Raw genomic sequence first — 15,738 nt, 5'->3', positions numbered from 1 at the left:
CCATGGCGGCATCCTGCCTCTCCATGCTTAATAAGAGGCTACTGGGTCTTATCCGTGTTCATCCTGTGCTCATCATGTTCTGAACCAACAAAAACTGCATTTTAAAACTTTTTTGATACGGTATCCATTGTATTTTGTCGTTAGTTAGAAAGGAGTCGAGTTGTATGAACCGTTTTGTTTTAGCTGATCCCGATCAGTGTATCGGTTGTCGTACCTGTGAAATCGCATGTGTCATCGCACATTCAGCAGGTAACCCTTTTATCTCGCCAGATGACGAATTTCATTTTCACCCACGTCTGAAGGTTATTAAATCCATTGGAGTCACTGCCCCTGTCCAATGCCGTCACTGTGAGGATGCCCCTTGTGCCAACGCTTGCCCGAACGGCTCCATTACAAATGCGGACGGCTGTATTCTCATTAACAGCGAGAGCTGTATCGGTTGTAAAACCTGTATGATCGCCTGCCCTTACGGCGCCATTACCATGGTACCCGAATATCGGGACGGGCGAGCTGTAGTTCAGGACGGACTGTACACCAATGTGTCAGGGCGTTTGCAGCCCAAGGAACGCATGATTGCCAGCAAATGTGATCTGTGTGTAGGCGTAGAGGGGGGGCCCGCCTGCATTGGAAAATGCCCAACACGTGCCCTCAAGCTGGTTGAGCCAGATCTGGTTCACGCCCGTGTTGAGGAAAAGCGAGCTGCGAGCGCACGCCAGTTACTGCATATGACGCGCATTCCGGCAACGGGTCTCTGACATGACTGAAGCCCTTCCTCTGCAAAAAGATACGCGGACCGAGCGGGATGCGCTAGGGGAAATGGAGATTCCCGCCAACGCCTATTACGGCATTCATACCGCACGTGCGATGAACAACTTTGCGGTCAGCGGCAGACCTGTAAACCGGAAACTGATTCACGCTCTCGTGCTGGTAAAAAAGGCAGCCGCTCAAGTGAACTGTGAGCAGAAACGGCTCCCTCCCCACCGGGCGGCTGCAATGATAGACGCCTGCGATGAATTGCTCGCTGGACGGCATCTGGATATGTTTGCAGTCGATGCCCTGCAGGGCGGTGCAGGCACCAGCACCAACATGAACGTCAATGAGGTCATTGCTAATTTGGCGATTATGCGGCTTGGTGGAAAACCCGGACAGTACGAGCTGGTACATCCGTTGGATGATGTGAACTGCTGCCAGTCCACGAACGATGTTTATCCCACAGCATTACGAATTGCAGCCATTCGACTGCTTCGCCCCTTATGCGATGCGATGGCTTCGTTACAGGAGTCTTTACAGCACAAAGAAACGGAATATGCCGATCTGCTCAAGCTAGGTCGCACACAGCTAATGGGTGCCCTGCCCATGATGGCGGGGCAAGGCTTTGGCGCTTATGCAAAGGCTGTGGCACGTGACCGCTGGCGTCTTTACAAAGCCGAGGAACGGCTTCGGGAAATCCCTATTGGCGGTACGGCGATTGGCACAGGCATGAATGCGCCTCGCGCTTACAGCTATCGGATGGTCGAGAAACTGGCGGACGAGACTGGCTTTGGGCTATCCCGAAGTGACCACCCGATGGACCCGATTCAGAATATGGATGTCTTTGTGGAGGTATCCGGTCTGCTCAAAGCCGCCGCTGTGAACCTGTTCAAAATATCAGGCGATTTTCGCCTGCTGGCCTCCGGTCCTCTCGGGGGTATTGGCGAGTTCACTCTGCCTCCAGTCCAGGCCGGATCATCCATTATGCCCGGCAAGGTTAACCCGGTGATGGCTGAACTGGCCGGACTAACGGCGTTGCGCGTGATAGCCGAAGATGCAGCGATTACGATGGCGGCTGCCTCCGGGCAGCTAGAGCTGAACGCGTTCCTGCCGCTGATTGCCGAATCGCTGCTGGAATCGCTACATATTCTGGACGGGGCGGTTCGGCTGTTCGAGGAACGATGTGTGCGCGGTCTGATCGTAAGCGAGGAACGCTGTTCAGCTAATCTGCGTATCTCCGCTGTGATGGCTTCTGCGCTTGTCGCGGAGCTTGGCTATGATGAAGCTGCCTCCATTGCTTCAGCAGCCATTGCCCAGGGCCGCACACCGGAGGATATTGCCGAAGAACGCGGTCTGCTGACCCGCTCGCGCATTGAGCAATTGTGCCATCCCTATACAGTAACCAAGCCCGGAATTCCGGGGCAGGAAGAAGGAATTCACGTTGGGAATGAATGATACCCCCCGCAGCAACCGACCACACATCACCCTGCTCGGTCGCCGCAACGCTGGCAAATCCAGCATTTTGAACACCCTGACCGGCCAGCCCGCCGCCGTGGTATCTCCCATAGGAGGAACAACCACGGACCCGGTTTTCAAGCCGATGGAGCTGCTGCCTGCTGGCCCCATTGTTCTGGTGGATACCGCCGGACTGGACGATGAGGGTGAGATCGGAGCGCTGCGCCGCAACAAAACGCTAGAAATATTAAATAGCACCGATCTGGCGCTGCTAATCATCGATGCTACTGTTGGGGTTAGCGCATTTGAACATGGGCTACTCGAAAAGCTGCATGCCAAGAAGATTCCCGTCATTGGTGTATTAAACAAGACGGACATCTTGGCAGAGGCAGAGAAAATGACCGCAGCCCTAAAGGCTGAACTGGATTTACCCCTCATTCCTTTCAGTGCCTCTAAGCTATGGGGAGACGCGGAACTGAAAAAGGCCATCATGGATGCCCTTCCCCAAAATGAGGATCGTTTCCGTATCATTGGTGACCTGCTGTCACCCGGCGATTTTGTCGTACTGGTCGTTCCAATCGACAAAGCTGCGCCCAAAGGCCGGCTGATTCTGCCACAGCAGCAGACGATCCGCGATACGTTAGAGAGCGATGCCATCGCCATAGTGACCAAAGAGCATGAGCTACGACTGACGTTGGAGCAATTGGGACGCAAGCCTCGCTTGGTCATTACCGATTCACAGGCTTTTATGAAAGTAGCAGCGGACACTCCCAAGGATGTGCCCCTGACTTCCTTTTCCATCCTGTTCGCCCGTCATAAAGGTGACCTTGACGAACTCGTACGAGGTGCAAGAGCTATTGATCGTCTCAAGGATGGCGACCGCATACTCATTGCAGAAGCCTGCACGCACCAATGTCAATCTGACGATATCGGTCGTGTGAAAATACCCCGTTGGCTCCGTCAAACGATAGGCAAACGCCTCATCATCGAGCACGCATCCGGTTCCAGCTTTCCTGCCGATCTGAGGGAATATGCGCTGGTTATTCACTGCGGGGCCTGCATGCTCAATCGACGTACCATGCTGCACCGGATGGCAGAAACGGAAGCCGCCGGGGTACCCATTGTGAACTATGGTATTTTCATCGCCTATGTTCAGGGAGTATTCCCCCGTGCCATCGAATGCTTCCCATCCGCTATGCTGGCATGGGAGCAAGCCGTTGGTGCTGGCAGCCATTCCTGAATGAGACGAATCATTGAAGCAACAAATTCCGCCCCATACACGCAAAAGCAGCCGCGCTGACTCTCACGCGGCTGCTTTTTATTTGCCCAATTTCAAAGAGAAGGTCGATATTCTAAAAATACAAATCCCGCTCGCCCGCTTCCAAGCGTTCCAGCTTATCAAGTGTCAAACGGCGTGTCGACTCACGCGGGATACGCTCCAAATTATCACGCAGGGCTTCAGCTCCTAGCTCACGCGCCTCTTCATCCCCATAGTCCAGCAGATATTCCTGAAAGGTCAGCAGCGAATTGGGCTGGCATACATTATGAATCTGGCCTGATTTGGCGAGTTCCATAAACCGATCCCCTGTACGTCCTTCACGGTAGCAAGCTGTGCAGTAGCTCGGCATGTAGCCGCCACGGCACAGACTTTTGATGATTTCCAGCGGCGAGCGATGATCCCCAACCTCAAACTGGGGCTTATCATTCGTCTCTTGTCTCGCATATGCCCCTACTCCGGTAGCAGAACCTGCACTGATTTGCGATACACCCAAACCAATGACACGGTCCCTGAATTCAGAATCCTCACGCGTTGACAGGATCATCCCCGCATAAGGTACAGCCAGCCTAAGAACTGCTACAATTTTCATAAAATCCTCGTTGCTCACCAAATATGGATAGTGCTCCGGGTCCACATTTTCAGCCGGACGAAGCCGGGGAACAGAAACGGTGTGAGGACCGCAGCCAAACACTTCCTCCAGGTGCTCAGCATGCTTAAGCATGGCTATCGTCTCATAACGGAAATCATATAAACCATACAACACACCGATACCCACATCGTCTATCCCTGCTCGCATAGCGCGGTCCATGGCAGTCGTGTGCCAGTCATAATTCCGTTTTGGCCCTTGAAGATGATATTTGCGGTAGCTTTCGCGATGATACGTTTCCTGGAACAAAATATACGTTCCGATCCCAACCTCCACCAGCTTCCGATAATCCTCCTCCGTCGTTGCGGCGATATTGACATTAACCCGCCGGATACTTCCATTGTCTACCTTTACATCGTAAATCTGACGTAAACAATCAACGATATAATCAATAGAACAATGGAGCGGGTCTTCCCCCGCTTCCAGTGCGAGTCGCTTATGCCCCATTTGCTGAAGCACTCTGACCTCCTCGACCAGTTCCTCCGGTGTCAAACGGCTGCGGGTAAAGCTGTCATTGGTATGCTTATAGCCGCAGTATTCGCAGTTATTGACACAGTGGTTACTCACATATAGAGGGGCAAACAACACAATCCGATTGCCGTAAATCTGCTCTTTCACCGCCCGTGAGGATCTAAACATTTCCTCCAGCAGTTCAGGGTCATCCACATGCAAAAGAGCCGCCGCTTCAGTCGCACTCAACCCCCGGCAAGCTCTTCCCTTCTCCAAAATGTCTAAAATACGGTTGCGGTCTGTTGCTTCCTGCTTTCCCTGCTCCACCGCTGCCATAATCTCTGCCTCATTAATGAAATCCGCCGACACTTTCTCCCGTACTTCACTCACGTAGATCCATCTCCCTTATTATGGTGAGGATTTCGCAAAATCCTTATGGTTAACTACTGTTTTTTCTATTGACTCATGAGCTGTCGTTGTACCCTCAGACTATCGCCACGCCCCATATCGACTTCAAACCCCGCTCCACGGATGCGCAGCTCCAGACAATGTCTGCATTGGGCAGATTCATCACCCAAACATATTTTGTTTTCATAAATGGCATACTTCGGCCTCACCGCGAGTGGTGACAAATTGGGCATAACTACATTTGCCCCTGCCTGAAGCGCCTTCTCCCGGCCTTGGGGATGAATCGTTCCCATCGCTGTCGATGCTGGAATAAGCGCATCTGGAACGACCAACCGGGACAACGAAACAATATCCAGCGCCTTTTCCATGCTTCCCTGACCGGCATCCCGGAGCGGCGTGTTGCTATGCGGTAAAAACGGTCCAATCCCGATCATATCCGGCGACAAGCTGTGCAAATAGACCAAATCGTCTGCCAAATCACTGTTCGTTTGTCCGGGCAACCCCACCATACATCCAGCCCCGATCTGAAATCCGATTCGCTGCAACGCCAGCAGTCGACTGCGCCTGCTTTCTATCGTCATCGTCGGATGCAGCTTGGCGTACAAATGCGGTGAAGCTGTCTCATGCCGTAGCAAAAAGCGGTCCGCCCCCGCCTCGTATAGTAGCTCATAGGTTTCATCATCCCGTTCACCAATAGACAATGTAACCGCCACATCGGTAAAACGGCTTTTGATCTCCCGGATCAGCTTCGCCAGCCGTGCTGCCGTGAACCAGTAATCTTCGCCGCTTTGCAGTACAAAGGTCCGATATCCCAGCTCATACCCCTCCGCGCAACAGGACAAAATTTCTTCCGGTCGCAAACGATAGCGATCCGCCTGTTTATTCGAGGCACGCAGCCCGCAATACATGCAGTCCTGACGACATATGCTGGAGAATTCAATTAATCCACGTAAAAAAACACCTTTGCCGTAACGCTCCATTTTGATGCGAGCTGCCAATTTTCGTAACTGTGCCCGCACCGTCGGTTCTTCCTCCAGACGTGCCAGCAGCTCCGTCATTTCCGTATGCGTCCATTCCTTGCCGTCAGCCAGACGCAGTAATAATTCGTCCGTGACTCATCCCTTCTTCCCTTGTCCCTCTGGACTCAACGTCGTCAGCAGCTTGTACCGTACATGTATTATTCTAGCAACATCGGTGGGAATAGAACGTGACTAGCTTCACAAAAAATCCCATTTTCTGAATGTAAACTCCAGCATCTGCCGCAAAAAATACATATTTACCGCAACAAAAAAAGCTGTCTCCTCCTCTATGGAAGAAACAGCTCTAATCATGTTTATTATTGAATCAAATCAACCGCCTGCTGTGGTACAAAGTAATCAACGCCGTTATATACGACAACACCGTTCAGTGCTGTATTTTTACCATTCAACGTGGCGATATTTTTGTATACCGGAAGCTCCAGCTTGTTGCTGCCCTTCGTCACTGTAATCACCTTCGTGTCCGCAGTGAACTTGGCACCTTTTGCTTCAAAAGCAGTTTTTGCAGGAACAAACAATTGCTTGCTCACGGTCTCCAAATCCAGTCCGAGCACACGTGTCATGTATTTATTGACATCCGTGTTGTCGATCACGCCTGATGGACGATCCCCGTTCGGCGCATACGTGTACAGTACAACATCACCACCCGTATGACCCCCTGTAGTCCAGCCAATATTTGCGCGTTTGCTAATGATCGGTCCGACCGCATAGTTCATGCTGCCTTCTTTGGCATCTTTGATCGTTTTTACTTCTTCATCTGTCAGATCCGTAATGCCAAAATACGTGGACAGCACTTCTTTAATGTTGCTGCGATCTGCATTCAGCTTGGCTTCCAAGCCTTCACCTGTCAGCTTCGCTTTTTTCAGCGGATCAATAAAAGAAGCTAATGGCGTTTTGTCATAATTGCCTGTTGTATTGCTGCTGCCAATCGTCAATCCACCGTTTCCGTGATCTGTTACTGCTACAACAACGGTATTTTGGTTTTGCTTGGCGTAGTCCAAAGCGACCTTCACAGCATCGTCAAACGAAAGTACGTCACTGATAATCCCCGTCGGATCGTTTGCATGTGCCGCCCAGTCCACTTTACTGCCTTCTACCATCAGGAAGAAGCCTTTGTCGTTCTTGGACAACACATCAATCGCTTTGGTTGTCATTTCGGCCAAACTAGGTTCCTTGGATGCATCACGATCCAGGTTATACGCGAGGGCTTCTGGAGAGAAGCTACCCCACAACTTGCTGGAAGTAGAGTTTTTCAATCCTTCAGGTGTCGTGACATAATCATAGCCCTGGTCTTTTATCTGAGCGACCAAATCTTGGCCGTCCTTACGTTCGGCTGCCTCCAAAAACTTGCCGCCTCCACCCAAGACTACATCAACCCCGTTATAGGCTTGCTGCATGCTGAGTGCATCATAATTTTTACGATCAGGATAATGGGCGGTGAAATCAGCCGGAGTGGCATGCATAATCTCCGAGGTAGCAATAATCCCGGTCGATTTCCCCGCCAGCTTGGAAGCCTCTAGAATGGAAGCTACGGGCTTTTTGGCGTCACCCGCTGCAATCGCTTGTTGTCCAGGCATGGTCGCTTCGTCCGGAAGGACGCCTACATAGCCCGTGTGCGATTTGTGTCCTGTGGCAAAAGCAGTACCCGCCGGAGCGGAATCCGCAATCGGAGCATCCGCAGAATGCGTGCGCACCATGCCACTTGCCATGCTGTCTAACGTTAAGGAAGAACCTTTATACCATCTAGCCAGTGCAGTGGCATCATTAGCCATACCGTCCGGAATGAGAATAATTACATTTTTAATCGACGTGTCCTTTTCGACTGCCATCGCCGTTCCGCTGCTTACTGCTAACATCATAGTCGCCGCTACAAGTGCAGCCACCGATTTTTTCGTATGTATCCCCCAACATTTTAACATTCAATTTCCTCCCAGAAACTTTATTGTACAACCAGAACTAAGATTAATCATATTTTGTCAGGAGAATGTTAAGGGAATTGTCTAACTATATTAAAGGTTCAAAACCAAAATCAGTGCTTGACATACAAATTGAAGGCTAGGGACAGCCGGAAAATGGAAAAGCATCTGCGTTCCTGTATTCAGGATAGCACTCCTGCGCTGCTTAGGCCAAAGCAGGGCCAGAGAATGGCTTGCTCCTAATCTTCAGTTTCTCAGAAACTGAACAAGCAAAGAGAGCACCATTAAAGATGCTCTCTGGAGTATTGGTCTCACTCAAATTGCCCCTGTAATTACCGATACGATACTTTCACGCAGTGCTTTGGCGTTTTGTGACTTATATGGATCAGCATTAAAAAGGATTGTATCTGCAGTGTAGTTTTCTTTTATACGTCCCAATCTGTCCCCATATCCCAAAATTTCAGCGGCGAACTCCGTGGCAGCCTGCCAGGCCTCTTTTCGACTTAATCCACAGTCTATGAGTGTGTCTAATTCCTCGAGGTTGCGTCCATGTAACGAAGGTGTGGCAAAATCTGTACCGAACGCAATTCGTACGCCTGCTCTTTTGGCATAGCTAACGGCTTTAGGGTGGGCTTCGGCGGCGCGGGCGGCGCGATCACAAATTTCCCTGTCGAGTGAAAGAACTCCAGACGGGTCTGCTGCAATACGATAGATGGAAGCAGTAGGCACAAAGACTGTCCTGGATTGCGCAAGCCGGTTGGCCTGAGCCTCGGTCAAATACATTCCATGCTCTATAGATTCCACACCAGCGACAATAGACCAGTCTACAGTAGGTCCGCCCCAGGTATGAACCATGACTTTCAGGTTGCGTGCATGGGCGCTGCGCACAATAAAAGAGAATTCTTCCTCAGAAAAAATCGGGTTCAGCACTGTATCTGGCGACGCCCCTAGCCCCCCCGTTGCAAGAATCTTAATCCAGCTTGCCCCGGAATTCTTAATTTCTGTTACCCGCCGTTCTAAATGCTTAAGACCTCGTGCATCTCCGACTCCAAGCATATCACCACAGGTGTAAACTCTTAAAGGCTGGCTATAATGCTGACTGATATGCTGAACAGTGCTTGGCAAAAGCCCGCCTGCATCACGCACTGAAGTCACTCCAGCCCGGAGAGTGGCCTCAAAGGCTTGCGCCTGTAACACTTCTATCTCCAGTTTATCGCGCTTCTCCTGGTCAGAATGATCAAAATCCGTCCATGCCAAATGCGTATGAAGATCGATTACGCCGGGGCTGATCCATAAGTCGCCATCTGGACTATTTTGTTGCGCATACGGAGATACGGACTCTGCAATGGACGAAAAACGACCATTGCTGATCGTAATATCGAATCGTTTCCCATCAATCCCGGCCACAAATATATTATGATATGTTAGCTGTTTTTGAATGTTATTTCCCATCTTTATTCCCCCAGATTGACCTTTGGGCCGCCAGCGCATGATCAGGATCTTGATGCATAAGCTCTGCAAGCGTCAGGATGGCTTCTTCAACGCTTTGCTGATTTGCCTTCGCTCCAAAATGGTTAATGCGTAAGAGTTTATGATGCAATTCTCCGTCTCCGGGAGCGACAATACCTATGGGCTGTTCGATATTGAAATGGCCGCCTTGAGGAATCCGAACCGTTGTAGTCAACGTTGAGTAGCTGTCTTTGTTCCGCTGCCACGGTTCAAGGCCCAAGGCTGTAATGCCAGCAATTGCAGCGGACGTAGTTAAACGATGACGGCGGTTGACCGCTTCCAGACCTTCTTCTTCAATAAGCTTTAAGGCCTCTATAAGCGCCCGGGCTTCCAAAACAGGGATGTTGGGAGGAACCCGTAAGGGAGTCGCACTATCATGAGAACGCTTTAGGTCAAGCAAAGACAGAATGGAATTGCGCGGCGCATTTTTGTTGGAGGCCAGAAACTCCCAACCACGTGAAGAAATCCCCACAGCGCTGATCCCGTTAGGGCCGGCTAATGCTTTTTGCGCACCCACAGCTACAAAATCAATTCCCCACTCGTCCATCAGCACCGGTTCGCCCCCGATTGCCGACACTGAATCTATCACGGTTATGAGGTTTGACCGGCGCGCAAGCTCCAATATTTCCCTTGTTGGATTGGAGCCTCCTGTGACTACTTCCGCCTGCACGAAAGAAAGCGCGCATGGGTTATATCGTTCAATCGCTGCGGCGACTTCATCTACGGTTACAACTTCATCAAAAGAAGTTTTAAGTTCAATAACTTCTGCTCCGCCGCGCGCAAGCCAGTTCCCGAAGATCGTTCCATAGGGACCTGTCACAATGTTTAGAATTGTACGGTTGGGCGCAGCTATGCCTGCTGCTATGGCCTCGATTCCCAGGATCGCCTCGCCCGGTATGATGACTGGTGATTCCTGGGTGGACAGGAGTTTGGCGAGCAGGTTAGTTAACGTATTAAACTCCGATATTGTAAGAGGTACAAATCCTTTATAATTTCGACTCATAAATACCTCCTGCAGAATGGGATATTGGCATCTTGGGTACAGCGGACAAAAGCTCACGACTATAGAGCGTTTCAGGATGAGAAAAGAATTTCTCTTTAGGGCTAATCTCAACCAGCTTCCCCTGCCGCATTACAGCAACAATATCGCTTATCGCATGGATAACTCCCAGGTCATGAGAGATAAAAAGCATCGTAAGATTAAGCTCCGATTTGAGTGTGCTCAACAGTTCAAGCATACTCCGTTGTACTGAAACATCCAGTGCGCTCGTTGGTTCATCTGCGATAAGTATGCTTGGCTCAACGCTTAATGCGCGGGCAATCGCTATCCGCTGACGCTGACCGCCGGAAAATTCGTGAGGGAATCTGCCAAGGGCGCTTTCATCGATGTGAACACGTGTAAGCAGTTCCCTACATCTCTTGTCCACTTGAGCGCGGTCAACAATCTTGTGAAAAAGCAAGGCTTCGGCAAGGATTTGCCTGATCGTATGCTTTGGATTTAGCGAGGAATCCGGATTTTGAAAAACCATTTGTATCCTTTTATGCTGCTCCCGGCTCCGTCGCTTGCCCAATACCTGAGAACCCAGCATGATCCGGCCCTCATCCGGGACGATCAGCCCGGCTATTACCCGCGCGAGGGTAGATTTTCCTGAACCCGATTCTCCCACAAGACCAAGCGTGGTACGCTCCTGCAGCTCCAGGCTTACTTGATCAAGCGCGGTGAACTTACCATAAGCAACCGTTATATTTTCTATCCGCAAGGCTGTTTTCATCAATCGGCGCTCCTTTCAAGATCCGGGAGAGGAAGCACTGAGCTTATCAGCATCTGCGTATACGGATTTTGCGGGTTTTGTAAAAGGGGCAAAGTGTCTCCCCGTTCTATGATTCTTCCCTCTTTCATAACGCAAAGCTTTGAGCACATCGAAGCAGCTACGGCAAGATTGTGCGTAACAAACACCATGGCAAAACCCAACTCCTTTTGAAGACGTGAAATAACGTCAAGGATTTGCCGTTGAACCGTTACATCAAGCGCCGTTGTTGGCTCATCACAAAGAAGGATGCGCGGCTTGCACGCCAAAGCCATCGCAATAACAATACGTTGGCACTGGCCGCCTGAAAGCTGGCGGGGGTAACGGTCAGTATGCTTTAAGGAATCGGGAAGACCAAGCATTTCAAGCAGTTCCAAAGCTATTGTACGCGCGACCTTCCGGCTCACCTTTTGCCTGTAGTACACAACCTCGGCAAGCTGCCGGGCCACCGGGCAAAGAGGGTCAAGTGCCCCTATCGGGTCTTGAAAAATCATTGCGCATCTGCCATTGCTCCTGATATTCCCGCCAACTTGTTCAATACCGGAGGGAAGCAACCCTATGATGGAGCGCAGGGTGAGTGATTTTCCCGATCCGGATTCCCCCACAAGTCCTATGCTTTCGCCCGCTTCAACTGTAATATTCACATCGGTGACCAATTGATGATTCGATCGCGTCCTGAGCGACAAATTTTCCACTTCTAAAATTGGATTCATAGCATTCATTTTCTTCTCCATATATCTGCCAGCCCATCGCCCACAAGGGATAAGGCTATCCCCGTATATACCACCGCAAAGCCCGGGATGGCTGAAAGCCACCACTTTGTAGATATAAAGGGCTGCCCATCAGAAATCATCGTTCCCCAATCCGGAGTTGGCGGCGCAATACCAATACCGAGATAGCCTAGCGTAACAATGGCCACAAGCAGAACAGCCATATCCGTCATAAGCACTACCACTGCTTGCGGTAGCACATTCGGCAGAAGATGGCGCAGTATGATTTTAATATTCGGGATTCCCAGTGTCTTGGCAGCGGCTATCCATTCCTGCTTGCGAAAGGATGCGCTAAGACCCTTGACCACACGAGCGTATACGATCCAACCAACGAGAGCAAACGTAATATATATCCCCTTTTCACCCGCACCGCTTGCAAACGCCACGATAATGACAATCAAATAAAAAGGGAACGCAATAAACGTATCGGTCAAAAGCGTGATAATCGTGTCTACCCATTTACCGTAATACCCGGCAAGCATCCCCAGAAACACCCCCATACAAAAAGGGATGATCTCTGCCAGCACCATGATCTTCAAATCAGTCCGTGCGGCATAGATCAGTCGTGTAAACAAATCACGCCCCAGTTGATCGGTTCCCAGCCAGTGTGCAGACGAAGGGGATTGTAAAGTTGCCGAAATATTTTGATCAGAAGGCTGGTAGGGACTCATAAAAGGCGCAAACACTGCAATACCTATGAGTAACGCAAACATAATGCTGCCCCATATAAGCGATGGAGTGTTTAGTATTTTTCCCCATGAGCTGTTGCTCCTGCCGGCCTTCTGAATCTGAAGATCTAATTGCGTGCGTTTCATTGTTCTCCTTTCGTCCTGGGATCAAGATACCCAGAAGCAACCTCAATCACGAAGCCGATGATGACCACAGATATCGCACAATAAAGAGCAATCCCCTGTATCACAGGAAAATCCCGGTTTGAAATGGCTGAAAATAACAGGCTTCCGATACCCTTGAGGCCAAAAACCTGTTCAATTACCAACGTGCCGCCCATCAGGTAGGCAATATTTACGCCAAGAAGCATAAGCGCGGGAAGAGCAGAATTGCGCAGGACATGCTTTACCAGTATAACCCGGGCGGGGATTCCCGCAGCCTTCAAGGTCACAACAAAATCCGATTCCAGTACTTCCAGCATCTGCGCTCTTAAAGAACGAACAAGGGAGGGAATTTGCGACAATCCGACAGTTATCGCAGGAAGGGCGAGACTGTACAAGATTCCAAGCCAACCCTCGCCGACTCCCCCAACGGGAAACCAGCGAAGCCGAACGCTAAATACCAGAATCAGTAGCAGTCCAACCCAAAAAATTGGCATACCGAGCGTTACAGCAGGCAAGATGCGTATAATATGATCAAGCAGTCCGTCTTTATGTGTTGCCGCAAGGGTGGCCAGCACCAGCGAAACAATGATGGCAAAAAGACAGGTCATTGCAATGAGCAGCAGCGTCACGGGAGCGCGCTCTGCAATCAACTCTCTTGAAGAAGTCTCAAAAACAATCGAAACGCCGGTATCACCGTGTGTAAAGAAATTGTGCACAAAGCCTATAAACTGCTCCCAAAGAGAACGATCCAGCCCCAACCTATGACGCATACTCTCAATAGCCTCAGCTGTGGCGTATTCCCCCAGAATCATTTTGGCGGGGTCTCCCGGCACCAGCCTTATGATGAAGAAGACTGCCACCACCACACAGATGACTACTGATGCCGCTCTTATCATAGCGCGCACAAGCCATTTGTGTGGGGAAGTTAGATTTGCAGACAATCCGGCAGACTTTTTAAATAAATTGTGGGCCGTCAAGAATCTAATTACCCTTCACACGTACATCTTCAAAACGAACGCTGTTATTGGGAAGCACGATCAGGCCATCAATGGAAGAACGAACACCTTTCAGAATATCCGGATAATAAAGCGGGATGTAAGGCACCTCATCTGCAAGGATTTGTTGAAGCTTGGCGTAAATTCCCGCACGTTCTTCCCCATCAGGTGTTTTTTGCCCCTCGTGCAGGAGCTTGGTAACTTCATTGTTCGTGTAATGAGTCCAATACGACTTGCTAAAGCCTTCCGGGTCTGTCTGGAAAGCGAGGATCGAGTTGGCTTCTGGAGAATCCGCTTGTCCGCTGTTGATCATTGCCGAAAAATCATAGGCAAAGAAACGCTCGCGGAATGAGGCCAACTCAACAGATTCGATTTGAATGTCTATGCCGATCGTTTTGGCGGCCGCCTGAATAATCTGTGCCTCCTGAGTTCTTGAGTTGTTTCCAGAGGCAATGAGCAATTTTGTAGAAAACCCATTAGGGAACTTTGATTTTGCAAGCTCTGCTTTGGCAGCGTTTGTATCAAAGCTGAGCGCTTTAATCGTATCGTTCGTGTTGTAGGGAATGGCTGGCGGCAAAAGCGAATTGGCTGGCTTTGCGAAACCAAAGGTAACCGCATTGGTCAATCCATTACGGTCAAGTGCCAACGCTAGCGCACGGCGAACGTGCACATCCGAAAAATGTTTGTCCAGGGTATTGAAGAACAATTGCTCTGTCACCCAGCTTCCATTGGTCGCCACCTTGGTATCCGTACCTTGTTTTAATTCATTTACATTTTCAAGAGCTACAGACTCAATAGCATCAATCGCGCCAGCCTTCAGCTGGTTAATCGCTTGGCTGTCATCTTCAATGAGCTTGTAGACAAGTTCATTGATATAGGGCTTGCCTTTCTGCCAATAGTATTTATTTTTGCTGAAAGTAAGATCACCGGCAGAATCCCATTTTTTAACGACGAAGGGACCGGTACCGACCGGATTCTTGAAGAATTCTTTTTCCGAGACCCCGCCGAAATCCTTTGGAAGGATACCATTGGAAAAGTTTGAGAGTTCAGAAATAAACGGCGTATACGGCGCTTTAAGCTTAATTACAAGTGTTTTTTCATCTTTAGCCGAAAGCGAAGCCACCTGTGCAGCTATTGCAAGAGGACCTCCTACATTCAAATGACGCTGAATTGAAAAAACCGCATCCTTGGCAGTAACTCCGGTTCCGTTTGAAAACTTCAAGCCATCGCGTAAAACAAAAGTATAGGTTAAACCATCTGCGCTTATACTGTGCGACTCTGCAAGCCAATCCACAATCTTTCCATCACTGTTAAAGGCGACCAGCGGCTCAAATACTTTGTCGATAGTAAAAGCATTATTGGATGTAATCTGATTATGCAAATCAAACGAGGTTACGGAAGCCGGGCGACCATATGTAAAGGTTCCCCCTTCTGCGGCTTGATCAGCGGTTTTGCTTGGATTAGGAGTTGCGTTTGTATTTTGACCTGCATCATTTTTGGAGCCGGAGCATCCTGCCACGAGAACCAATAAAAGAAGTACTAAAGATCCAACCAATAACGGCTTCCTAAAAGATACAATAAGTTTAGACATCCCATTTTCCCCTTTTCTCCAATAAAACATATTGTTTTAATATGAATAGTATTATGGATGAACCCATTTGCCATGTCAAACAGAATTAAATACCATAATTTAAAAATTCATAGATAAAAGTAAGCATAGGGATTTTCCAGCTTGCATCCTCCCCATCGCTCGTCAGAAAAGACTCTATTTGTGAAAAAACGCTTCATCTATATAAAAATTGTGACACATGGAGCTCATTGGGATTGGGATTGGGATTGGGATTGGGATTTTGATTGAAATATTGTATAATCACTCTATGAT

The 15,738-nt window shown here is 49.6% G+C and carries 13 protein-coding genes; 3 read left to right on the top strand and 10 right to left on the bottom strand.

Features of this window, described 5'->3' with window-relative positions; all coding sequences use genetic code 11:
* Positions 1-164: 164 nt before the first annotated feature.
* Genes ACWXW9_RS00835 through hydF form a run of 3 tightly spaced genes read left to right on the top strand, consistent with a single transcriptional unit; the run spans position 165 to position 3,445 of the window.
* On the top strand, positions 165-755 hold the full coding sequence (locus ACWXW9_RS00835; protein ID WP_431088351.1) for a 4Fe-4S dicluster domain-containing protein: 591 nt from the start codon (positions 165-167) through the stop codon (positions 753-755).
* A gap of 1 nt (position 756) precedes the next feature.
* Positions 757-2,205, top strand: a complete 1,449-nt coding sequence (locus tag ACWXW9_RS00830; RefSeq protein ID WP_494927867.1) for an aspartate ammonia-lyase — start codon at positions 757-759, stop codon at positions 2,203-2,205.
* A complete protein-coding gene (hydF, locus tag ACWXW9_RS00825; protein ID WP_494927866.1) occupies positions 2,192-3,445 on the top strand; it encodes a [FeFe] hydrogenase H-cluster maturation GTPase HydF in 1,254 nt (417 codons plus the stop codon). Before ACWXW9_RS00830 ends, hydF begins: the two co-directional genes overlap by 14 nt.
* Positions 3,446-3,557: 112 nt before the next feature.
* On the opposite strand, the gene hydG is transcribed toward hydF, so the two are convergent.
* The 10 genes from hydG to ACWXW9_RS00775 form a co-directional block, all read right to left on the bottom strand.
* Positions 3,558-4,970, bottom strand: a complete 1,413-nt coding sequence (gene hydG / locus ACWXW9_RS00820; RefSeq protein ID WP_494927865.1) for a [FeFe] hydrogenase H-cluster radical SAM maturase HydG — start codon at positions 4,968-4,970, stop codon at positions 3,558-3,560.
* Between the two features lie 65 nt (positions 4,971-5,035).
* Positions 5,036-6,079: a [FeFe] hydrogenase H-cluster radical SAM maturase HydE gene (gene hydE, locus ACWXW9_RS00815; RefSeq protein WP_494928150.1), complete on the bottom strand. Its 1,044-nt coding sequence runs from the start codon at positions 6,077-6,079 to the stop codon at positions 5,036-5,038.
* A gap of 245 nt (positions 6,080-6,324) precedes the next feature.
* Complete coding sequence (locus ACWXW9_RS00810; RefSeq protein ID WP_494927864.1) at positions 6,325-7,944, bottom strand: alkaline phosphatase; 1,620 nt, start codon at positions 7,942-7,944, stop codon at positions 6,325-6,327.
* A 312-nt stretch (positions 7,945-8,256) separates the two neighbouring features.
* Positions 8,257-9,393, bottom strand: a complete 1,137-nt coding sequence (locus tag ACWXW9_RS00805; protein WP_494927863.1) for an amidohydrolase family protein — start codon at positions 9,391-9,393, stop codon at positions 8,257-8,259.
* Positions 9,383-10,453, bottom strand: a complete 1,071-nt coding sequence (locus ACWXW9_RS00800) for an aminotransferase class V-fold PLP-dependent enzyme (protein ID WP_494927862.1) — start codon at positions 10,451-10,453, stop codon at positions 9,383-9,385. The genes ACWXW9_RS00805 and ACWXW9_RS00800 overlap by 11 nt, the downstream gene beginning before the upstream one ends.
* Positions 10,437-11,222: an ABC transporter ATP-binding protein gene (locus tag ACWXW9_RS00795; RefSeq protein WP_494927861.1), complete on the bottom strand. Its 786-nt coding sequence runs from the start codon at positions 11,220-11,222 to the stop codon at positions 10,437-10,439. The genes ACWXW9_RS00800 and ACWXW9_RS00795 overlap by 17 nt, the downstream gene beginning before the upstream one ends.
* Positions 11,222-11,992: an ABC transporter ATP-binding protein gene (locus ACWXW9_RS00790; RefSeq protein WP_494927860.1), complete on the bottom strand. Its 771-nt coding sequence runs from the start codon at positions 11,990-11,992 to the stop codon at positions 11,222-11,224. The genes ACWXW9_RS00795 and ACWXW9_RS00790 overlap by 1 nt, the downstream gene beginning before the upstream one ends.
* A complete protein-coding gene (locus ACWXW9_RS00785) occupies positions 11,977-12,843 on the bottom strand; it encodes an ABC transporter permease (RefSeq protein ID WP_494927859.1) in 867 nt (288 codons plus the stop codon). Before ACWXW9_RS00785 ends, ACWXW9_RS00790 begins: the two co-directional genes overlap by 16 nt.
* A complete protein-coding gene (locus ACWXW9_RS00780) occupies positions 12,840-13,802 on the bottom strand; it encodes an ABC transporter permease (RefSeq protein ID WP_494928149.1) in 963 nt (320 codons plus the stop codon). Before ACWXW9_RS00780 ends, ACWXW9_RS00785 begins: the two co-directional genes overlap by 4 nt.
* A 40-nt stretch (positions 13,803-13,842) precedes the next feature.
* A complete protein-coding gene (locus ACWXW9_RS00775; RefSeq protein WP_494927858.1) occupies positions 13,843-15,447 on the bottom strand; it encodes an ABC transporter substrate-binding protein in 1,605 nt (534 codons plus the stop codon).
* Positions 15,448-15,738 lie beyond the last annotated feature (291 nt).

The organism is Paenibacillus sp. LT-B23, assembly GCF_059417685.1.
This window is presented reverse-complemented; position numbering and strand designations above follow the sequence as displayed.